The organism is Paraburkholderia aspalathi, assembly GCF_900116445.1.
Classification (GTDB): Bacteria; Pseudomonadota; Gammaproteobacteria; order Burkholderiales; family Burkholderiaceae; genus Paraburkholderia; species Paraburkholderia aspalathi.
Genome location: NZ_FPBH01000035.1, coordinates 21,333 through 40,878, shown reverse-complemented (window position 1 = coordinate 40,878; position 19,546 = coordinate 21,333). Strand labels below are relative to the sequence as shown.

20 protein-coding genes are annotated in these 19,546 nt (G+C 61.3%); 12 read left to right on the top strand and 8 right to left on the bottom strand.

What is annotated here, in order from left to right; genetic code table 11:
• Positions 1–17: 17 nt before the first annotated feature.
• The 3 genes from BM438_RS36960 to BM438_RS36950 all read left to right on the top strand — a co-directional run bounded on the left by BM438_RS36960 (position 18) and on the right by BM438_RS36950 (position 4,742).
• The gene (locus BM438_RS36960) at positions 18–1,289 is read left to right on the top strand and encodes a YeaH/YhbH family protein (protein WP_054039600.1); all 1,272 of its coding nucleotides are present in this window, start codon (positions 18–20) and stop codon (positions 1,287–1,289) included.
• On the top strand, positions 1,286–3,004 hold the full coding sequence (locus BM438_RS36955; protein ID WP_093644947.1) for a SpoVR family protein: 1,719 nt from the start codon (positions 1,286–1,288) through the stop codon (positions 3,002–3,004). The genes BM438_RS36960 and BM438_RS36955 overlap by 4 nt, the downstream gene beginning before the upstream one ends.
• A 424-nt stretch (positions 3,005–3,428) precedes the next feature.
• Positions 3,429–4,742 carry an MFS family transporter gene (locus tag BM438_RS36950; protein WP_093644945.1) on the top strand — a complete coding sequence of 438 codons (1,314 nt, stop codon included), beginning with the start codon at positions 3,429–3,431 and terminating at the stop codon, positions 4,740–4,742.
• Positions 4,743–4,889: 147 nt separating this feature from the next.
• Here the strand turns inward: BM438_RS36950 and BM438_RS36945 are convergent, their stop codons facing one another.
• On the bottom strand, positions 4,890–5,111 hold the full coding sequence (locus tag BM438_RS36945; protein ID WP_054039606.1) for a hypothetical protein: 222 nt from the start codon (positions 5,109–5,111) through the stop codon (positions 4,890–4,892).
• A 303-nt stretch (positions 5,112–5,414) separates the two neighbouring features.
• Between BM438_RS36945 and BM438_RS36940 the strand changes: the two genes are divergently transcribed.
• The 3 genes from BM438_RS36940 to BM438_RS36930 all read left to right on the top strand — a co-directional run bounded on the left by BM438_RS36940 (position 5,415) and on the right by BM438_RS36930 (position 7,796).
• Complete coding sequence (locus BM438_RS36940; RefSeq protein WP_093644943.1) at positions 5,415–6,236, top strand: ABC transporter substrate-binding protein; 822 nt, start codon at positions 5,415–5,417, stop codon at positions 6,234–6,236.
• 106 nt (positions 6,237–6,342) lie between these two features.
• Positions 6,343–7,068, top strand: coding sequence for an amino acid ABC transporter permease (locus tag BM438_RS36935; protein WP_093645036.1), 726 nt, complete (start codon positions 6,343–6,345; stop codon positions 7,066–7,068).
• A gap of 2 nt (positions 7,069–7,070) precedes the next feature.
• The gene (locus BM438_RS36930) at positions 7,071–7,796 is read left to right on the top strand and encodes an amino acid ABC transporter permease (RefSeq protein ID WP_093644941.1); all 726 of its coding nucleotides are present in this window, start codon (positions 7,071–7,073) and stop codon (positions 7,794–7,796) included.
• 29 nt (positions 7,797–7,825) lie between these two features.
• On the opposite strand, the gene BM438_RS36925 is transcribed toward BM438_RS36930, so the two are convergent.
• Positions 7,826–8,914: a glycosyltransferase family 2 protein gene (locus tag BM438_RS36925; RefSeq protein ID WP_093644939.1), complete on the bottom strand. Its 1,089-nt coding sequence runs from the start codon at positions 8,912–8,914 to the stop codon at positions 7,826–7,828.
• A gap of 223 nt (positions 8,915–9,137) precedes the next feature.
• Positions 9,138–9,317, bottom strand: coding sequence for a hypothetical protein (locus BM438_RS36920; RefSeq protein WP_093644937.1), 180 nt, complete (start codon positions 9,315–9,317; stop codon positions 9,138–9,140).
• A gap of 136 nt (positions 9,318–9,453) precedes the next feature.
• On the opposite strand from BM438_RS36920, the gene BM438_RS36915 reads away from it, so the two are divergent.
• From BM438_RS36915 to BM438_RS36905, 3 genes are all read left to right on the top strand, one after another.
• Positions 9,454–9,705, top strand: a complete 252-nt coding sequence (locus BM438_RS36915; protein WP_093644935.1) for a DUF1488 family protein — start codon at positions 9,454–9,456, stop codon at positions 9,703–9,705.
• A 117-nt stretch (positions 9,706–9,822) separates the two neighbouring features.
• Positions 9,823–10,065 carry a hypothetical protein gene (locus BM438_RS36910; protein WP_093644933.1) on the top strand — a complete coding sequence of 81 codons (243 nt, stop codon included), beginning with the start codon at positions 9,823–9,825 and terminating at the stop codon, positions 10,063–10,065.
• Between the two features lie 228 nt (positions 10,066–10,293).
• Positions 10,294–11,010 (top strand): Crp/Fnr family transcriptional regulator, encoded by a 717-nt coding sequence (locus BM438_RS36905; RefSeq protein WP_093645034.1) that lies wholly within the window; start codon positions 10,294–10,296, stop codon positions 11,008–11,010.
• 64 nt (positions 11,011–11,074) lie between these two features.
• On the opposite strand, the gene BM438_RS36900 is transcribed toward BM438_RS36905, so the two are convergent.
• Both BM438_RS36900 and BM438_RS36895 read right to left on the bottom strand, forming a co-directional pair.
• Positions 11,075–11,317 (bottom strand): hypothetical protein, encoded by a 243-nt coding sequence (locus BM438_RS36900; protein ID WP_093644931.1) that lies wholly within the window; start codon positions 11,315–11,317, stop codon positions 11,075–11,077.
• A 180-nt stretch (positions 11,318–11,497) separates the two neighbouring features.
• Entirely contained in the window at positions 11,498–12,427 is a 930-nt protein-coding gene (locus tag BM438_RS36895; protein ID WP_093644929.1) for a LysR family transcriptional regulator, read from the bottom strand.
• 251 nt (positions 12,428–12,678) lie between these two features.
• On the opposite strand from BM438_RS36895, the gene BM438_RS36890 reads away from it, so the two are divergent.
• A complete protein-coding gene (locus tag BM438_RS36890) occupies positions 12,679–13,452 on the top strand; it encodes an SDR family NAD(P)-dependent oxidoreductase (RefSeq protein ID WP_093644927.1) in 774 nt (257 codons plus the stop codon).
• 3 nt (positions 13,453–13,455) lie between these two features.
• Here the strand turns inward: BM438_RS36890 and BM438_RS36885 are convergent, their stop codons facing one another.
• Positions 13,456–14,856, bottom strand: coding sequence for a DHA2 family efflux MFS transporter permease subunit (locus BM438_RS36885; protein ID WP_093644925.1), 1,401 nt, complete (start codon positions 14,854–14,856; stop codon positions 13,456–13,458).
• Between the two features lie 165 nt (positions 14,857–15,021).
• Here BM438_RS36885 and BM438_RS36880 point away from each other — a divergent pair, with 165 nt between their 5' ends.
• Positions 15,022–15,882 carry a LysR family transcriptional regulator gene (locus BM438_RS36880; RefSeq protein ID WP_093644923.1) on the top strand — a complete coding sequence of 287 codons (861 nt, stop codon included), beginning with the start codon at positions 15,022–15,024 and terminating at the stop codon, positions 15,880–15,882.
• A 44-nt stretch (positions 15,883–15,926) separates the two neighbouring features.
• Here BM438_RS36880 and add read toward each other — a convergent pair whose 3' ends face one another.
• Complete coding sequence (gene add / locus BM438_RS36875; protein ID WP_093644921.1) at positions 15,927–17,024, bottom strand: adenosine deaminase; 1,098 nt, start codon at positions 17,022–17,024, stop codon at positions 15,927–15,929.
• Positions 17,025–17,134: 110 nt separating this feature from the next.
• The gene (locus BM438_RS36870; RefSeq protein WP_093645032.1) at positions 17,135–18,481 is read right to left on the bottom strand and encodes an NCS2 family permease; all 1,347 of its coding nucleotides are present in this window, start codon (positions 18,479–18,481) and stop codon (positions 17,135–17,137) included.
• A gap of 83 nt (positions 18,482–18,564) precedes the next feature.
• Here BM438_RS36870 and BM438_RS36865 point away from each other — a divergent pair, with 83 nt between their 5' ends.
• The gene (locus tag BM438_RS36865) at positions 18,565–19,491 is read left to right on the top strand and encodes a LysR family transcriptional regulator (RefSeq protein WP_054039623.1); all 927 of its coding nucleotides are present in this window, start codon (positions 18,565–18,567) and stop codon (positions 19,489–19,491) included.
• Positions 19,492–19,546: the final 55 nt, after the last annotated feature.

The following is a 19,546-nucleotide window of genomic DNA, read 5'->3' as shown; positions in this document are numbered from 1 at the left end:
GATACTGGAGACCGGGCGTGCTTCATCAAATCATCGACCGCAGGTTAGCTGGTAAGAACAAGAGCATTGCAAACCGCGAGCGTTTTTTGCGCCGCGTTAAAAACTACATTCGTCGCGCTGTCTCGGAAGCGGTTCGCGATCGCAGCATCAAGGATATTCAGAACACCCAGAGCATCACCATCCCGCGCAAGGACATTGCGGAACCGTCGTTCCGGCATGGCCCCGGCGGCAAGCGGGAAATGGTGCATCCGGGCAATTCCGACTACATCCGCGGCGACAAGATCCAGCGCCCGCAAGGGGGCGGCGGCGGAGGCGGGGGCAACCAGGCGAGCAACGAGGGCGAGGGTCAGGACGACTTCGTGTTCGAACTGAGCCGCGAAGAGTTCATGCAGTATTTCTTCGACGACCTTGAACTGCCGCGTCTCGTCAAAACCCATCTGATGGCCGTGCCCACGTGGAAAAGCATCCGCGCCGGCTGGGCGGCCGAAGGCACGCCAAACAATATCGACGTGGTCCGTTCGCTGCGCAGCGCGCTCGGGCGCCGGATTGCGCTTGGTGCGCCGCTCGTCAATCAGTTGCACGAGATGGAGCGGCAACTCGAAGTGATGAAGGCCGATCCGGACGACCGTCGCGACGAGATCAAACTGCTCGAAGAGGAAATCCACCATTTGCGCGGGCGCATCTGGCGCATTCCGTTTATCGATCCGTTCGATCTGCGCTACGTGAACCGGGTGAAGCAGCCCACGCCGTCTAGCCAGGCGGTGATGTTCTGTCTGATGGATGTGTCCGGGTCCATGGACGAGCAGCGCAAGGATCTCGCCAAGCGCTTTTTCATCCTGCTGTATCTGTTCCTCAAGCGTAACTACGAAAAGATCGAAGTGGTGTTCATTCGCCACCACACCCGCGCCGAAGAGGTCGACGAAGACACGTTCTTTCATTCGACGGAAAGCGGCGGCACAGTGGTGTCGAGCGCGCTGGAGCTGATGCAGAAGGTGATGGACGAGCGCTATTCACCGACTGAATGGAATATTTACGGCGCTCAGGCGTCTGACGGCGACAATTGGACCGACGATTCGCCCAAGTGCCGCAAGATACTTTCGGATGACATCCTGGAGAAGGTGCGCTATTTTGCGTATATCCAGGTTACGCCGGAAGAGCAGAACTTGTGGCTCGAATATGCACAGTTGGCGCTGAGCCAGCCGCACATGGCGATGAAGAAGGTCGAGACCGCGGCTGACATTTATCCGGTGTTTCGGGAGTTGTTTGAAAAGCAGGTGGCGTCTTCATGACGGCAAAGCACCTGCCCAACGAAGCGCGCGGCGATCAGCCGGGGCGCGGAAAAGGCGTGCCGCAGCAGCAACAGTCGGGGCATGCCGAGGCGAAGGCGGACGATACGGGAGCCGCCGCAGCCGGAGCAGTCGACGCCGCTGCAGCACGGGGACACACCGGAACGCCCACTGAGGGGCAAAGGGAAGTCCGTATGAACGTAGCCGATAGACGGCCTCTGCCGTGCCCGTCCGACTGGACCTTCGAATTGATCGAAGAGTACGACTCGCATATTGCCCGTGTTGCAGAGCAATATGAACTCGACGTGTATCCGATCCAGCTCGAACTCATCAGCGCCGAACAGATGATGGACGCTTACGCGTCCGTCGGCATGCCGGTGAACTACCGTCACTGGTCGTTCGGCAAACACTTTCTCTCTACCGAAAAAAGCTACCGTCGCGGGCAGATGGGGCTCGCGTACGAGATCGTCATCAATTCGAACCCTTGTATCGCGTATCTGATGGAAGAGAACACGATGACGATGCAGGCGCTCGTCATCGCGCACGCGGCCTATGGCCACAATTCTTTCTTCAAGGGCAACTATCTGTTCAGGCTGTGGACGGATGCACACGCGATCATCGATTACCTCGTCTACGCGAAGAATTACATCGCGGAGTGCGAAGAGCGCTTCGGGCTCGACCGGGTGGAGGAGCTGCTCGACTCGTGCCATGCGTTGATGAATTACGGCGTGGACCGTTACAAACGTCCGCAGAAACTGTCGCTGGAAAAGGAGTTTGCGGCGCGTCGCGAACGTGAGGCTTATCTGCAATCGCAGGTCAACGAACTGTGGCGCACCTTGCCGACCCGGCATACGCCGTTGCCGGAGGAAATCGAGGAGCGTTATCCGCCCGAGCCGCAGGAAAACCTGCTGTATTTCGCGGAGAAGAACGCACCGCTGCTCGAGCCGTGGGAGCGGGAAGTGATCCGCATCGTGCGCAAGGTCGGCCAGTATTTCTATCCGCAGCGGCAAACCCAGGTCATGAACGAAGGCTGGGCGACGTTCTGGCACTACACCTTGCTCAATACGATGTATGCCCAGGGCAAGCTGGAAGACGGTTTCATGATGGAGTTTCTCCATTCGCACAGCAATGTGGTCTACCAGCCGCCGGTCACGAAACCGTACTACAGCGGCATCAACCCGTATGCGCTCGGCTTTTCGATGATGAGCGACATCCGCCGGATCTGCGAATCGCCAACGGAGGAGGACCGCAAATGGTTCCCCGAACTGGCCGGCAGTCCGTGGCTGCAGGCGATGCACTACGCGATGCGCAACTTCAAGGACGAGAGTTTCGTCGCGCAGTATCTGTCTCCGCATCTGATCCGCGAGATGCGTCTGTTCTCGGTGCTCGACGACGACATGCGCGATGCGCTCGAAGTGTCCGCGATTCATGACGACAGCGGCTATCAGTACGTGCGTCAGGCGTTGTCGCGGCAGTACGACATGCACCATCGGGAGCCGAATATTCAGGTTTGGGCGGTGAATACGCGTGGTGACCGGAGCCTGACGCTGCGGCATTTCATGAGCGACAACCGGCATCTGTCCGGCGATAGCGATGAAGTGCTCAAGCACATGGCGCGCTTGTGGCAGTTCGACGTCTACCTGGAAAGCGTCGATGAGAACGGCACGGTGAGGAAGCGGTATGAGTGCAAGTATGTGCCGCCGGCGATAAGGGTTTGAGTTCGCTCGGCCTTATTGCGTAGAGGCTGTTTTCTGATCTGTCCGAAGCCCCTGTTTGTCTATGACGAACAGGGGCTTTTGTCATTTGGAGTCTGGCGGGTCGCGTCGCCTCCTTTTTTCAGTAATTTTTGAAAAAGTACTGAAAAACCCACAATCCGTTCCGGAAGGCAGAATTCTCGTGATGCCCAAGGAGACCGATATCAACCTCGTATCGGTCTCCTCCCTGAGGCGCTCACTAAGCAGCACTCGGAGACCTGGCAACGAGCCTCTCGGGATAGTCCCTAACAAACCCCCATCTCTCCCTTGCAATTCTGTAAAATTCGCGCACGCGCGCTATAGGTGCCAGCGCGGCACCTCGATGCGCGTGTTGTGAAAGCGGCGCCACGACCGCTACCTCCGTTTAAAGACAAGGAAAGACAACAGCATGACCGACCTGACCGACCAAACCGTGGCCACCACTTACGACGCACACGACACCCGGCGCCGCATCTTCGCGATCGTTGGCGCTTCATCGGGCAATCTAGTCGAGTGGTTCGATTTCTACGTGTACTCGTTCTGCGCGCTGTATTTCGCGCCGGCTTTCTTCCCGAGCGGCAACACCACCACGCAGTTGCTCAACACCGCCGGCGTCTTCGCCGCGGGCTTCCTGATGCGCCCGATCGGCGGCTGGTTCTTCGGCCGGCTTGCGGACAAGCACGGCCGCAAGACCGCGATGATGGTGTCGGTGTTCATGATGTGCGGCGGCTCGCTCGTCATCGCCGTGTTGCCCACGTATGCGCAGATCGGCGCCTTGGCGCCGGCGCTGCTGCTGGTCGCGCGCCTGTTCCAGGGCCTGTCGGTGGGCGGTGAGTACGGCACCAGCGCCACCTATATGAGTGAAGTGGCGCTCAAGGGCCGTCGCGGGTTCTTCGCTTCGTTCCAGTACGTCACGCTGATCGGCGGCCAGTTGTGCGCGCTGCTTGTGCTGGTGATCCTGCAACAAACCCTCTCCACCGAAGAACTGAAAGCGTGGGGCTGGCGTGTGCCGTTCGTGATCGGTGCGTTAGCGGCGCTGGTCGCGCTGTATCTGCGTAAATCGCTCGAAGAAACGACCACGGCCGAAACGCGTCAACGCAAGGAAGCCGGCACGCTGCGTGGCTTGTGGCAGCACAAGGGTGCATTCGCGACGGTGCTCGGCTTCACGGCCGGCGGTTCGCTGATTTTTTACACGTTCACGACTTACATGCAGAAGTACCTGGTCAACACGGCCGGTATGCACGCCAAGACGGCCAGCAACGTGATGACCGCGGCGCTGTTCGTCTACATGATCATGCAGCCGGCGTTCGGCGCGTTGTCGGATCGCATCGGCCGCCGTCGTTCGATGCTGTTCTTCGGCTTCTTCGCGACTATCGGCACGGTGCCGCTGCTGCATGCGTTGAAAGACGTGACGAGTCCGTATGCGGCCTTCGGCCTTGTTGTCGTGGCGCTTGCGATCGTCAGCTTCTATACGTCGATTAGCGGCCTGATCAAGGCCGAAATGTTCCCACCGGAAGTGCGGGCGCTGGGCGTAGGGTTGTCGTATGCGGTGGCCAATGCGATCTTCGGCGGCTCGGCGGAATACGTCGCGCTGTGGCTGAAATCGGTGGGCAGCGAGACGACGTTCTACTGGTATGTGACTGCGCTGTGCGCGATTGCGGGTCTCGTGTCGCTGCGCATGCGCGATCCTTCGAAAGAAGGCTATCTGCGCAACGAGCCTTGAGCTTGAGTTCAGGCGATAAGCTCGAACAGCGCGCATGAGCGCTCTTTGAAAACGGCGGCCTGGGGCAACCCGGCCGCCGTTTTTTTTATCCCGCCGGCAAGCACGGCAAGCACGGCAAGCACGGCAAGCACGGCGCGAAGTTCACGCTCACGCCACCACGATCTCCGTTCCCAGCGCATGAAGCAGGTCGCGTAGCGACTCGGCTTGCGCCATCTTCGCATCGCTGCGCAGATGAATCTGCACGGCGCGCCCCGCAATCCCATCGACGGGATGCGCAAGCCACAATTCCACTGCAAGCCCCAATCCTTCCGGCTGATTGACGACGACCGGCTCGATCACACGTGGCTTGAAACAGGCACTGTCGGACATGGTGGATAACCTCCGGGCTGATGACGGTTCGAGGTCCATCCTAATCAGCCGCGCTTGCAAGCCCAAGCGACAAATACACGTTTGCTAATGAGTGGATGCTTAGCAGAAAACGCGCTTATTACAGGAGCATTTCTTGGTTCGGAGCGCGCAGCGTCGCTGCTAATGTGACGCCCATGCGTGGCCATCGGTTGCACCTTGCGGTTGCAACGGATTGACGATGGATATCGCCGACACGCATCCGTTTTTAGAAACATCGCACGCATATTGAACAAGCATCACGCACAAACCAAGAGATCCATAAAAATGAAATCGAAAATACTCGCTGCCTGGTTAATGACACTGGCGGGACTCTCGCTGACGGCGCCGGGGCTCGCCTATGCCGACCGTCTCGACGACATCAGGAAGGCTGGCGTACTGCGCGTCGCGACCTTCGACAGCAATCCGCCGTTCGGTTACGTCGACGCAACCAGCAACCAGATTGTCGGTCTCGACGTCGACTACGCGAAGGCGCTCGCCGACAAGCTCGGCGTGAAACTCGAACTGCAACCCACCAATCCGGCCAACCGCATTCCGTTCCTGACGTCGAAAAAAGTGGACCTGGTGCTCGCCAACTTCACGATCACCGAGGAGCGCGCCAAACAGGTCGATTTCAGCATTCCGTATTTCTCGTCGGGCCAGCAGTTCCTGGCGAAGAAGGGCGTGCTGAAGTCGACGGATCAGATCAACAGCCTGCGGGTGGGCGCGGACAAGGGCACCACCAACGAGATCACGCTCCGCGAGAAATTCCCGCAAGCCACGATCGTCGCGTACGACGACACGCCGTTCGCGTTCGCGGCTTTGCGCGCGGGCAACGTGCAGGCGATCACGCAGGATGGTCCGAAGCTGGTCGGCCTGCTCGCGAACGTGCCGGACAAGCAGAACTACGAGATTCCGGCGTTCACGATTTCGAACGACTACATGGGTGTCGGCATCCCGAAGGGCGAGACGCGTCTGGTCGGCTTCGTGAACGACACGCTGAAGGGGCTGGAAGCCGACGGCTCTGCGGCGAAGATCTACAACCGCTGGTTCGGTCCGCAAACGAAGACGCCGCTCGCGCGCATCTTCAAGATCGGCGACAAGACCTGATCGCTGTGTCGCTGTAGCACCCAGGCACCCGGCAATGAACGGGCACGTTGGCAACGTGCCCGTCGGTATTTTCGAAAGAAGCAGGTTTCAGGAAGCAGGTTCAAAGATGCAAGCGTGGCTCGCTCCAAAGTATCTGATGTGGCTGTGGCAAGGCTTCGGTGTCACCGTCGGTCTCGCGTTGACGGTGGCGCTCGCGGCCACGGTGTCCGGCTTCGTGCTGGCGATCGCGCGTCATGCGCGGTATGGCTGGCTGCGTCGCGCAACGGCCACCTATGTGCTGGTGTTTCGCAACACGCCGTTGCTGGTGCAACTGTTCTTCTGGTACTTCGGCGCGGCCACGCTGATGCCTGACGCGTTGATGCAATGGTTGAATACGCCGCATGGCGTGCACCTCGGCGTGTACGCGTTGCGCTGGCCATCGTTCGAGTTTGTCGCCGGATGGCTCGGGCTTACGTGCTATACGGCGGCTTTCATCGCCGAAGAGTTCCAGGCGGGCTTGCGCGGCGTGCCGAATGGTCAGCATGCCGCGGCCGCGGCGCTTGGTCTCACGCCATTGCAGGCGTTCCGCTACGTCGTTTTGCCGCAAGCGGTGCGCATTTCGCTGCCGCCGCTTTTCGGTCAATACATGAACCTCGTGAAAAATTCATCGCTGACCATGGCAATCGGTCTGGCCGAACTGTCGTACGCGTCGCGTCAGGTCGAGACAGAGAGCTTCAAGACTTTCGAGGCGTTCGGTGTAGCTACCGTGTTGTATATTGCCGCCATCGCGTTGATCGAAGCCGTCTCGCATACGGTGGCGCATGCGCGCGACCGCTCATTCGCGAGGCGCTGAACATGACATGGACACTGTTCGCCCACAACCTGCCGTATCTGCTGGTCGGCGCATTTCCACAAGGACCGCTCGGCGGCGCAGCGCTCACGCTGGTACTCGCGTTGTGTTCGGCGCTTGCATCGGCCGTGCTCGGCGTCGCGGGTGGGATTGCGCTGGCGTTGGCGGGGCGCATCGCCCGTGTGCCGTTGCTGCTCGTGATCGGCTTCTTCCGCGCGATTCCAGTGCTGATGCTGATTTTCTGGACGTATTTCCTGCTGCCGATGGTCTTCCATGTCGATGTGCCCGGGCTCGCAACGGTCGTCTGCGCGCTCTCGCTGATCGGCGGCGCGTACCTCGCGCACTCGGTGCACGCGGGCATTCGTGCTGTCGGCGAGGGTCAGTGGCAAGCCGGGCTCTCGCTCGGTCTCACGCGGATGCAAACACTGCGCTACGTGTCGCTGCCGCAGGCGATGCGCATCATGGCGCCGTCGTTCGTGAATCAATGGGTATCGCTGGTGAAGGACACCTCGCTTGCGTATATCGTCGGCGTCGGCGAGTTGTCGTTCGTCGCGACGCAGGTCAGCAACCGGCTGATGGTGTATCCCGCGCAGATCTTTTTGTTCGTCGGCTTCATCTATCTGGTGTTGTGCACGGCGCTTGACCGCATCGCGACTTATGCGTTGACGCGGCGCAAGCGCATCGTGCTGCCGCGCGCACCGGCCGCCACCCAGGCATTGTCCGGCGACTGACCGGACAGCCGCTTCCAACTGCGGCTGCGTCAGATCATTTCGGATCGATCCGTCACGAGGTCCGTGACGAGCTCCGTCACAGCGGCGGCCGGCTCCGCAATGACAGCCGGCGCTGCCGCGACCACCGCGGCCACCGCCGCGCGCTGCCGTATGCTCACGGCCGCACGTGAGAGGATGAGCAGGTGGTAATAGAGCCGCGTGCTGAAACCATAGTTGTAGGCGAAGAGATGCGTGAACGCGATCTTCAATCCCGGCATTGCCTGGCGATTCTTCGCATGAACCGAGACGACGATCGGCGCGAGACGGCGCAACGCCAGCTTGCGTGACGGCTCCAATTGCGCAGGCAGTTTCAGCGCCTTGACGAACGCATACGCACTCACGGTCGCGGCAACCGTCGTGCCGCGCGTGCTGTGCGAGATCGAGGTCGCGGTCTTCCGATACACCGACACGTATTCGTGCAGATAGAACACCTCGCGCGCCGCGAGACAGAGCTCGGTGCCGAACACGAAATCGCAGCACATGCCGTACTGGTCGCTATAGCCGATCCGTTTGACGAGATCCGCGTTCGCCATCCAGCCGTTGTTCGGGAACATCTGGATCAGCCCGGTTCTGCCCGGCAAAGTCTGCAAGCCTTCAGCTTCCCGAGTGCGTCGAAACGCGGTATTCAGGCGTGCACTGCCTTCAAAGTCGATGGCGCCGGTGTGGTCGGCCTCATACTGATCGGCAAAGGCCACTTCGAGCTGTGGATGAAGCTTCCATAGTGACACCAGCTTTTCGACGCCGTCGGTGGTGAGCAGGTCGTCGTCGTGAATCAGCAGGATCTTGTCGCCGCGTGCGCGCGCGAACAGGCTCGCGACGTTGCGCGCCTGGCCGAGTGCCGGCTGGTTCTTCACATAGCGGATGCGCGCCTCGTATGGGTAGCGCTGCGCGATCAACTGCTTGGTGCGTTCGTCCTTTGAATCGTCGCCGATCACAATCTCCAGATTGCCATACGTCTGCGCGAGGCACGAATCGATGCACTCGACGATCAACTCAGGCCGATTGCAGGTGGGTAGGCAAATGGAAACCTTGGGAGAGGAGCGGGAAGGGCGGGACGTAGGAGTGGAGAAGGTGAACACGGGCGTCTCCGTTCTTATCTGTTAAGGGGCGGCAGCCGGTTCGCTTTGCGCACACATTGCTGCATGCAGCAAAATAGTCCATTGCAGGGAAAAAATAATCCGTAATAAATCGGAAGAAATGTCCGCGCTGTGAAAGCGGTTCGAAGGGGAGAATTTATGCGGCTTTGATGCAAAAAACGCAGCAAAGCCGCTTGGGCTAGGCGTTGGGCTAGCGGTTAATAATTTAGCTTACTGACGGTTCGCCTTCGCCGGGTTTTTTTCCTGGGCGGTCCGCCGGCGACTGATCGCGCCCTTCGTCGTGGCGTTCGGGCAGCTTGCTCTTTTCGTTGTCGCTATGGGTGGCGGGCTGCGGATGTTCGATGTCGGCAGGTTTGGCGCCTTTGTGTTCTTTGGTTTCGCTCATTGCATGCTCCTGGTGTGAGAACACCTACAGAACAGCAAGGCATGGACCCGATAAACATTCACACTTACAAACAACACCTTGACCGCGCCCCATATTCAGCGCACCGTGAAGAAGGAAAACACCACGGGAGCGTGAAATGTCCCTCAACTTCCCGAACCCAAGCCGCAGCTATGACGCCTTCCGTCATTGTGTCAATTTCTGGGGCTATGACAATGCGCGCGAAATCGCCTTCACTGTCAATAATTCGGTCATTTCGAATCTGAGCCCGAGCGCAGGCTCCGACGAGCCGGCAGTATTGGCAGCCTTTGACCGTCATCGCGAGCAAATTCTCACGCTTGCTCGCGGTCTGTATGTCGGCGGTCCGCAAAACCGCTACACGATTTCTTGATACAGCGAGCGCGGCGCGGTAGGTCCAACCGGACCTGCCGTGCGCCGCCTTGTTCCACAGCCGAAGCAGCGTGGCGCCCACCGGCGCCTCGTCGTGCTTTGTCGCGGGAGTTCCAGCATGGATGATGACCAGGTCAATCTAGAAGAAATTGCCGACAGCAAACGCCGGCGCGAAGCAGAGCGCCTTGCCGAAAGCGAAAAAACGGCCGCACCCACGGCAAACGAGCCTCAGCAGGCCGAGGGCATTGAAACCGCGCCGAAGCAATGGGTCAAGCACGTGACGAAGTGGCTCGGTGCGAAACGCACGCTGATGGAAACGCGCCGACCCTTGATACTCAAAAAGAAACCCATCGCTCTGTAGGCATTCGGAACGAAAATAACCGGCGTCGAGCCGGTTTTTCTATTTGTGCCGTGTGCGTTGAAGCCGTTGACGCTCACGGCCGCAGCGAAGCGGGCGCTTTACCCGATTCCGCGCGTCCTGAGCGCGGTTCATAATCGCCGTTGCAGCGGAACGCGTGCTTACGCCGTTTCCGCAGATCAATGCGTAGCCGCGCCGCTGGCGCGTCCGGAACCCAGCAAGGAGCCACCGATGCTTAAGGGTGACCCAAAAGCGAATCAACTGTTAGCGGTGTTGCCCGAATTGGAGTGGGCGCGCATCGAGCCGCATCTGGTCGAAGTCGATTTGCCCTTAGGTGAGGTGATCTACGAATCCGGCGGTCAGCTCGAACACGTCTTTTTCCCCACTACGTCGATTATTTCGTTGCTCTATGTGATGGAAGACGGCGCCTCGGCGGAAATCGCCATCGTGGGCCATGAAGGCATTGTCGGCGTGTCGCTGTTCATGGGCGGCGAGACCACGCCGAGCCGCGCGATCGTGCAAAGCGCGGGCCGCGCCTGGCGCTTGAATGCGCGCATGCTGAAAGACGAATTCAATCGCGGCGGCCCCATGCAGCGCCTTCTATTGCGCTATACGCAGGCGCTCATTACCCAGATGGCGCAGACCGCGGTATGCAACCGCCATCATTCGATCGATCAACAATTGTGCCGCTGGCTGCTGCTTAGCATCGACCGCTTGCCGTCGAACGAATTGCGTATGACTCAGGAGCTCATTGCCAATATGCTCGGCGTGCGTCGCTCGGGTGTTACCGCGGCGGCGCTGAAACTGCAGAACGCCGGCTTGATCCGCTATAGCCACGGCCATATCACCGTGCTGGACCGGCCCGGTCTGGAAGTCCACGTGTGTGAATGCTACGCGGTGGTCAAGCGCGAATTCGACCGGCTGTTGCCGGCATTGCAGGCGATCTAGCGAACGCTCTCTGGCGAAGCGAGGGCGAGCACGGCTGGGCTGATCCGGTTCGCCGTCCAGCGCGCTAGCGTGCCGTTGTCCTTGCTGCAGACGCTGCGTCCGGTGATGCCTTGCGCTCGATCTCTTCGAATACGTCCATTAACCTGCCGATACGTTGGGCACTGCCAGCCGGCAGACGTCCTTCAGGCGGAGACAAGGCGAGAATCCGGCGTCGCCAGTAGGGCAGGCCCAAGGGCGGAGCAGTCATGAGAAAGGGAATAATCTGTTCGAGATGGGCGAGCTCGCTCTCAAATGGGTAGTTCGACATAGTTTTTCCGTACGGGCAGTGAGTGCCTTCACATAGCCTGCGCGCATCGTGAGATTGTGTCTGCACGCTACCGTACAAGATGCGAAGTCGCGCTTTCCACGCCGATACACTCCATGCCGATAAACGCACGGATGCCGCTCGATGGCTGTCGGCGAGACGTCACACTCGCCAGGCCGTCACTCAAGCGGCCGTTTCGCGTGTCGGGCCGCCAGTCAGCGAAACGATGAAGTCGAAGAATGCCCGCACCTTGGCCGGCGGATGATGACGCGAAGGATAGAGCGCATACAGCGGATAAACTTCGTCGCTCCAGTCGGGAAACAGTTCGACCAGTTTGCCGTTGGCGAACAATGACTCGGCGCCGAACGCGAGAATCTGCGCGACGCCCTGGCCGGCAGCGCATACGCTATGCAAGGTGCCGACGTCGTTCACGGTCAGGCGGCCTTGCGGCGTAATCGTCGTCTTCTTGCGTCCGCGATGAAACTCCCAACTGAACGGGTAACCCGTTAGCGGATCACGAAACTTGATGCATGCGTGCTTGCCGCTTTCGAGTTCGGCCGGGCTTGCCGGATGACCGTGTTTCTTCAGATACGAGGGCGCGGCGACGGTCAGAACCCGTGTGTCGAGCAGCTTGCGCGCAATGAGCGACGAAACCGGCGGGTCGCCGAAACGGATCGCAAGATCGAAACCGTCGGCCACCATATCGCCTAACTGGTCTCGTGTGATCAACTCGAGATGCAGATCGGCATGCTTGTCGACGAAGCCGCCGAGCCTCGGCCCCAGCACGAGGCGCGAAAAGAACGGGTCCATGTTCACGCGCAAACGTCCGCGCACCGCCGTGGCGCCCTGCGCTGCCGAAGCCGCGGCTTCTTCGAGTCCGCCGAGCAGCGGCACGATCTGTTCGTAGAAGCGCCGGCCTTCGTCAGTCAGCGTAACCGAGCGGGTGGTGCGGTCGAATAGCCGGATGCCGAGGCGTGCTTCGAGCCGTGCAACCGAACGGCTAACGCCGGATTGCGACATGTCGAGTGCTTCGCCTGCCGCCGCAAAACTGCCGCAGTCGACAATCGCCGTCAGCACGCCCATGCCGTTCAGCATGCGCTCGTCAAATGGCATGTGATATTCCCTTGTTACGTATTAATGCATGACATGCTATCGCGAAATACTGTTTGAATTCACGCGACGACGCCGGGAAACGCCACCTGTCCGGGTCAATCAATGACACGGCGTCATGAGTGGAATGACAGCCGCGCTATCGCGTCAGGCACTCGTTTGGCGCTAATCTGCACGGGTTCGCCTGCCGCACGATGGAACGCGGTTCTCACTATGCGTCAGGCATAGATGACTGATCAACGGAGTGCACCATCATGTCGCGAGTTTTTATCACCGGTTCCGCCGACGGTCTTGGCCAGATGGCCGCGCGTCTGCTCGTCGACGCCGGTCATCAAGTGGTTGTGCATGCACGCAATGCGGCGCGTGCCGAGGAAGCGTTGAAGGCCGTACCGGAGGCGGAAACTGCTTTAACAGGCGATCTGTCGAGCATTGCAGCGACAATCGCGCTGGCGGAGCAGGTCAACACACTCGGCCGCTTCGACGCGGTGATCCATAACGCGGCGGTCGGTTACCAGGAGCCGCGCCGGATTGCCACCGTGGACGGCCTGCCGCACGTGTTCGCGGTCAACACGCTGGCCCCCTACATCTTGACCGCGCTGATCAGGAAGCCGAAGCGGCTCGTGTATCTCAGCTCAGGCCTGCATCGAAGCGGCGACGCGAGCCTCGACGATCTGGCATGGGACCGGCGGCCATGGCGGGGCACAGCGGCCTATTCCGATTCGAAACTGCATGACGCGCTGCTGGCGTTTGCGATCGCGCGCCGCTGGCCGGCGGTATTGTCGAACGCACTGGAACCCGGTTGGGTGGCGACGAAAATGGGCGGAGCAGGCGCGCCGGACGATCTGCAAGCGGCGCCGAAAACCCAGGTGTGGCTCGCTGCCAGCGATGAACCGTCGGCCACCGTCAGCGGCGCGTACTTCTATCATAAGAAGCCGCGCGAGACGCATCCGGCGGTCCAAGACGTCGCGGTGCAAGAGCGCTTGCTCGAAGCGTGCGAGGGATTTTCCGGCATCCGTTTGCCGGACTGAGATTCAACGCCCCGCGCCCTGGGTCGCCTGGCGACGCACGTCGCGCGTGACGGGCGCTTCGTCGAGATGCCGAAACACCCATGCGGACACCAGCGTGATGACGCCCACGCACACGAAGCTCAGGCGGAACCCGAGCGCCGCCGATCCCCATTGTGCCGAGAAGAGATTTACCAGGCCGCCGCCGATCGAGACACCCAAGCCGATCGCCAGCATCTGCACCATCGAAAAAAGGCTGTTGCCGCTGCCGGCATCTTCATGCGAGAGGCCTTTGAGCGTGACGCTGTTCATCGCCGCGAATTGCATGGAGTTGGCGCCGCCGAACACCGCCAGAATCACGATCTCGACGATGAGAGGCGTACCCCGCGTAATCAATGCAAACGCAACGATCGCCGACCCCACGATGATCGTGTTGACGAGCAGGAACGTGTCATAGCCATAGCGGCGCACGAGCGGCGCAATCCAGCGTTTGGTGAGGGTGCCGGCAAGTGCGGCAGGCAGCATCATCAGGCCGGAATGCAGCGGTGTGTAGCCGAGTTGCAATTGCAGCAGCAGCGGCACGAGAAACGGTACGGCGCTCGAGCCGATGCGGCACACCAGGTTGCCGATCAGACCGACGCTGAAGTTCGGTTCGCTAAAGAGCGAGAGTTTGAAGAGTGGATTGTCGCGGCGCTTTGCGTGCGGAATGTAGGCGAGCGCGCTGACCACCGCGAGCGCGAAGAGACCCGCCGACCATGCCGCGCGATGCGTCGCGACCGGCGCCTCGACGGCGAGCGAAAACGCGATCATGCACAGGGACAGCAGCCCGCAACCAACGAAGTCGAACGGCGGCGCCTGGGTTTCGCCATGCGCCGGCAAAAACCGCTGCACTGCGTAGAGACCGATCGCGCCGATCGGCACGTTGATCAGAAAGATCCAGTGCCACGTGATGGCCTCGACGAACCAGCCGCCGAGCGTCGGACCGGCAATCGGCCCCAGCTGGCCGGCAATCGAAATGAACGCGAGCGCCGACACGTATTGCTCGCTCGAGACGCTGCGCAGGACTGCGAGCCTTCCGATTGGCAGAAGCATCGAGCCGCCCAGTCCTTGCAGGACCCGCGCCATCACCAGTTGGCCGAGCGTATGCGCGCTCGCGCAGCAGATCGATCCGAGCACGAATATCAGAATCGCCACGAAATAGACGCGCCGCGTGCCGAAGCGGTCGGCGAGCCAGCCCGATGCGGGGGTGAGCATCGCCATGGTCAGCGTGTAGGCAACCACGATCGGCTGCATGGCGAGGGGCGCGACGTGCAGGCTGTTCGCAATCGACGGCAACGCGGTGTTGACGATGGTCGTGTCAAGCGACTGCATGAAAAAACCGGCGGCGACGATCCAGAGCAGTGCGGTCTGGGCGGAATCCTTGTTCATGTTCAATTGAGCTGCGGGGGCGGCGGGGCGGACGGACCGGCGGGCCGAGCTCGGAGCGATCGTTGGGGGGATTCCGTCATGATATTGACATCCTCGTCAATCGGGAACCCCACTAGGCTTGTTGACTGTTATCGACTTTGCCGATGACCAGGGCCACAATGACGCATGCTCAATCCCATCTGGCTCAAGACCTTCGCGACAGTCGCGGCCTGCCATAGCTTTACCGAGGCGGGGCGGCAGCTCGATCTCACGCAGTCGAGCGTTAGCGAACATATCCGCCGGCTCGAACAGAGCGTCGGGCGGCGCCTGTTCGTGCGCGACACCCATTCGCTCGCGATGACCCCGGACGGCGAGGCCATGCTCGCCCATGCTACCGTGATCCTGCAGGCGCTCGCGCGGGCCGAATCGCAGTTTCGCGCGCCGCGCCTGAAAGGGCGCGTGCGGCTCGGCTCGTCGGACGACGTCGCGCTCGGGCCCCTGCCCACGGTGCTGGCGGCGTTTCGCGACGCGCATCCCGACGTCGAACTGGAAATTACGATCGGTATGACCGGCAAGCTCTATGAATTGCTGGATGCCGGTTCGATCGATCTGCTGGTCGGCAAGCGGCGTCTGGGCGACCGGCGCGGCGTGCCGCTGTTCACGGGGCGGCTGGAGTGGCTGGCGCGCACCGGCACGCTGGTCGATCTCAGCCAACCGTTGCCGCTGATTCTGGTCGCCGAGCCGAGTGTGACGCGGGCGGTGGTGCTCGACGCGCTCGCCGAAGCCGGCTTCAGCTGGCAGGTGGTGTGTACGAGCAGTAGTCATTCGGGCTGCATTGCGGCCGCGCGCGGTGGGCTCGGCATCACGGTTCGTCCGCAGTATCTGGCCGCGCGAGGCCTGACGCCGCCGCTCAATGCGGCCAGTCTGCCGACGCTGCCCTCGGTGGAATTTATCGCGCTGGCCGCCAAGCGGCTAAGCCGTCCGGCGGGCACGTTGCTGCAATTGCTGCACGACAGCGATTTGCGCGGCTCGTGGATTGGTGAGTGAAACCGTGCGGGAGTGGCTAGCCTGACTTGAAGCACTGTCCGCACTTAAGCGGGCAAGGCCGCCGCCAACGCGTCGAAATCCGCACCCCACGCCGCGCGCCATGCGTGGCGTGTCGCTTCGTCTATCCATGCGCCGTCGATGCCGTTCAGCATGAACTGCCGCAACTCGGCAATGCTGAAGCCGAAGTGGCTATACATCAATTGCCATGCTTCGCTTGGCGTCACTTTGTGCAGCGTCGGGTCGTCGGTGTTCGGGTGAATTTTCAGGCCCAGATCCGGCATGCGTCGCATTGGATGCTGTTCGGCCCAGACTTCCGGGGCGAGCGTGCGCAAATAGTAGGAGTTGGTCGGCACCACGGTGAACACGATGCCGCGTTCCGCGTATTGGGCCGCCAACTGCGGGTTATCGACGATCGTGTAGCCGTGATCGATCCGGTCGCAATGCAGCAGGTCCACGGCCGTCTCGACATTGCGCCATGGCATGCCGAATTCGCCCGCATGCGCGGTGGTTTTGAAGCCGGCGTTGCGCGCATTGCGATACGCCTTCCAGAATAACTCAGGCGGCCGGTCGTTCTCGCGGTAGTCGATACCGAGACCCGCCACTTCGTCCGCGCGATGCGCGCACATCCAGTCGACCAGTGCGACCGCTTCGTCGGGATCGGCTTCGCGGTCGATGCTCGGGATCAGTCGTGCGCTGATGCCGAAGTCGCGCGCGGCGTCGCGAATCGCGGTGACGATGGCTGCTTGCGCATCCGCATAGGGAATCTTCGAGACGCGCACCGTGCCGGTAGGATTCCAGAAGAATTCGCTATGACGCACCTGGTGCGCGGCGGCGTCAGCGAGATATTCGTAGGCGATGCGATGCAGGTCGTCCGCGTGCGTGAGCAGATGCTCGTCGAGTGCGCGCAGCACGCGCAGCACGCCGACCGGTTTTTCGCCGCGCGTATAGAACGCGTCGATCTCCTCGCGGTCAATCGGCGCGTTGCTCTTTTCAGCGAGCGCGATAAAGGTCTCGTGACGCACCGCGCCGAGCAGGTGGCAGTGCAATTCGACTTTCGGCAGGGCCGTGAAGAAGGCGCGATGGGCATCGGTGAGCGTAATGCCAAGGCGCGATGCGGGCACGTTGCCCAATGTCTCTTTCATGTCGGTATCGTTTTCGGTAGTGCGTAAAACTCGACGCTGATTCAGTTTAGTGCGGATGCAGGATAGCAATGTGCGGCAAAGTCGGGTAGTCGAGGTGCTCGGTGCAAATTTCAATGCGGCTTCACCACGGTATAGAAGTAATAACCGAGCGGTACAGCCAACACATAGAGACCCCACGGTACTTCACGGAAACGTCCGGCGAGCAGCTTGACGAGCACGTAGCAGAGCAGGCCGCCCGCAATGCCGGTGCCGAAACTGTTCGACATCAGCGTGAGCAGCACCATCGAAAGAACCGGCAGCGAGTCGCTGAAGTCGTCGAAATGCGTGTGGCGAATCGTGCTGAACATCGACAGTCCGATCAGGATCAACGCGGGCGCGGTGGCTTCTTTCGGAATGGCCAGCGCAACCGGTACGAACAACAGCATGAGTGCGAACATCGCGGCGGCCGCGAGCGAAGAAAGGCCGGTACGTCCACCGGCTTCAACACCTGCCGCGGATTCCACCAGCGCCGTGAGCGCCGGAATGCCGAACACCGGACCGAGCGTCGCCGCAATCGAATCGACCAGAAACGGACGGTTGATGTTCGGCAGATTCGCGTTTTCGTCGAGCAGATCCGCTTTGGCGCCGACCGCGAGCGTGGTGCCGAGCGTCGAGAAAAACTCCGCCGCGAAGAATACGAACAGATACGGAATCGCGGCGACGCTCAAGGCGCTCGCAATGTCGAGCTTGAATGCGATCGGCGCGATGCTATGCGGCCACGAGAGAAACGACGCGGGCATATGCGTGACGCCGAGCGGCACACCGGCGGCGGCCGCAATCAGGATCGCCCACAAGATCGCGCCGGGCACGCGGCGGCCTTGCAGCACGACAGCCGCGCCGAGTCCGATCAAGGCGACCAGGGTGCCGGGCCGCGAGAAATCGCCGAGCGCGAGCGCATTGGTTTTCGCATTGGCAACTACCATCCCCGCATTGCGGAAACCGAGCACCGCGATGAACAAACCGATCGAAGCGCCGAGCCCGAGCTTGATTTGCGCCGGAATCAGCCGCACTACGAGACTACGCGCGCCTACCAGCGTCAGGATCAGGAACAGCACACCCGACACGAAGGCGATACCGAGGCCCGTTTGCCACGCGACGTGCTCGCCTGCGAGCGTAATGCCGAGAATCACCGAGCCGCCGATGCCGGGCCCCACCAGAAACGGCAGATTTGCATACAGCGCCATCAGCACCGTACTCAGCACGAACACCAGAATCGTTGCGGTCGTCGCCGCGCCACGATCCATGCCGCCCGCCGACAGCAGCGACGGAATCACTACCAGCAGATAGGCGGCCGCGAGAAACGACGTGATGCCGGCGATCGTTTCGATACGCACGCTGGTCTTGCGTTCGGCGAGCGCGAAACGCTGTTCGAGCCAGCCGCCACGCGCCGTGGTTGCCGGGTTGTTTGCTGTCGGCATTGAAGATTCGTTATTGATCAATTGATTCATCCTGTAACCACGCCATTTATACTGCTGCGCATTGCGGCGATGCATTGCTCTCCATGACCGACCGTTCCTCCCTCTTGCCCGCGCTCACGCTGCGGCAAATCCAGTACTTCGTGACGCTTGCGCATGCACGCAGTTTCACGCAGGCCGCGCAGTCGCTCGCCTTGACGCAGCCTGCGCTGACCGCGGCGATCCGGCAGATCGAGTTCCTGCTCGGCGGCCCGTTGTTCGCGCGCTCCGCGCATCGGCTGACGCTCACGCATGCGGGCGCCAGCGTGTTGCCGCTCGCGGAGCGTCTGCTCAATCAGGCGCGCGGCACCTTCGACGATATGGCGAGCACCTTCGCCGAACGCGTGCAGACGGTGCGCATCGGGCTGATTCCGTCGGCTGCGGCGCGCCTGTTGCCCGCGCTCACCTTGTTGCGCGCAAAGCAGGCGTCGCTGCGTTTTACGCTGAACGATATGCCGAACACCGCCTTGATCGATGCCGTGCGGCAAGGGGCAGTCGATTTCGGCGTGGGTGTGCACGAGCCCGATGCGGCCGCGGCGGACAACGACGGCGAAGCCGCGTTGCGCTACCAGGACCTGTTCGAGGATCAGATCGTAGTGGTGGTGCGGCGCGACGATCCGCTCGCGCAGAAAAAGACCCTTGCGTGGGCGAAGCTGGTGGGCCGCGATCTCGCGGTGTTCGTGCGCGGCAGTGTCAGCGACGCGTTGCAACGCACCGGCGGGGCCGAAGGTCTGCAACTGACGGTCGCCTACCGCGTCGAGTACACCGAGCCCTTGTACGAACTCGTGCGCAACCGTCTGGCGATTGCGGTGCTGCCCAGTCTCTACACCATGCATCTGCACGACACGGAACTGGTCGCGTTGCGCCTCGACAAGCCGCGCGTCACCCGTTCGATCGCACTGATTTCGCTGGCCGGCGACGATCGCGGCCCGCACGTGCGTGCTTGCCGCGAATGGCTCGCCGCGCATATCTGATGCAACGCAGACGGTATGCATGACCGTTGCCGAGCCTTTCACGGGTTCGCGGGCT

Excerpts from the sequence above, each read along its gene's own strand:
- BM438_RS36915 (WP_093644935.1), top strand. The coding sequence starts at position 9,454 with ATGTCCCTCAACTTCCCGAACCCAAGCCGCAGCTATGACGCCTTCCGT.
- BM438_RS36920 (WP_093644937.1), bottom strand. The coding sequence starts at position 9,317 with ATGAGCGAAACCAAAGAACACAAAGGCGCCAAACCTGCCGACATCGAA.
- BM438_RS36900 (WP_093644931.1), bottom strand. The coding sequence starts at position 11,317 with ATGTCGAACTACCCATTTGAGAGCGAGCTCGCCCATCTCGAACAGATT.
- BM438_RS36865 (WP_054039623.1), top strand. The coding sequence starts at position 18,565 with ATGACCGACCGTTCCTCCCTCTTGCCCGCGCTCACGCTGCGGCAAATC.
- BM438_RS36870 (WP_093645032.1), bottom strand. The coding sequence starts at position 18,481 with ATGCCGACAGCAAACAACCCGGCAACCACGGCGCGTGGCGGCTGGCTC.
- BM438_RS36880 (WP_093644923.1), top strand. The coding sequence starts at position 15,022 with ATGCTCAATCCCATCTGGCTCAAGACCTTCGCGACAGTCGCGGCCTGC.
- BM438_RS36940 (WP_093644943.1), top strand. The coding sequence starts at position 5,415 with ATGAAATCGAAAATACTCGCTGCCTGGTTAATGACACTGGCGGGACTC.
- BM438_RS36945 (WP_054039606.1), bottom strand. The coding sequence starts at position 5,111 with ATGTCCGACAGTGCCTGTTTCAAGCCACGTGTGATCGAGCCGGTCGTC.
- BM438_RS36950 (WP_093644945.1), top strand. The coding sequence starts at position 3,429 with ATGACCGACCTGACCGACCAAACCGTGGCCACCACTTACGACGCACAC.
- add (WP_093644921.1), bottom strand. The coding sequence starts at position 17,024 with ATGAAAGAGACATTGGGCAACGTGCCCGCATCGCGCCTTGGCATTACG.
- BM438_RS36930 (WP_093644941.1), top strand. The coding sequence starts at position 7,071 with ATGACATGGACACTGTTCGCCCACAACCTGCCGTATCTGCTGGTCGGC.
- BM438_RS36935 (WP_093645036.1), top strand. The coding sequence starts at position 6,343 with ATGCAAGCGTGGCTCGCTCCAAAGTATCTGATGTGGCTGTGGCAAGGC.
- BM438_RS36955 (WP_093644947.1), top strand. The coding sequence starts at position 1,286 with ATGACGGCAAAGCACCTGCCCAACGAAGCGCGCGGCGATCAGCCGGGG.
- BM438_RS36895 (WP_093644929.1), bottom strand. The coding sequence starts at position 12,427 with ATGCCATTTGACGAGCGCATGCTGAACGGCATGGGCGTGCTGACGGCG.
- BM438_RS36885 (WP_093644925.1), bottom strand. The coding sequence starts at position 14,856 with ATGAACAAGGATTCCGCCCAGACCGCACTGCTCTGGATCGTCGCCGCC.
- BM438_RS36890 (WP_093644927.1), top strand. The coding sequence starts at position 12,679 with ATGTCGCGAGTTTTTATCACCGGTTCCGCCGACGGTCTTGGCCAGATG.
- BM438_RS36905 (WP_093645034.1), top strand. The coding sequence starts at position 10,294 with ATGCTTAAGGGTGACCCAAAAGCGAATCAACTGTTAGCGGTGTTGCCC.
- BM438_RS36910 (WP_093644933.1), top strand. The coding sequence starts at position 9,823 with ATGGATGATGACCAGGTCAATCTAGAAGAAATTGCCGACAGCAAACGC.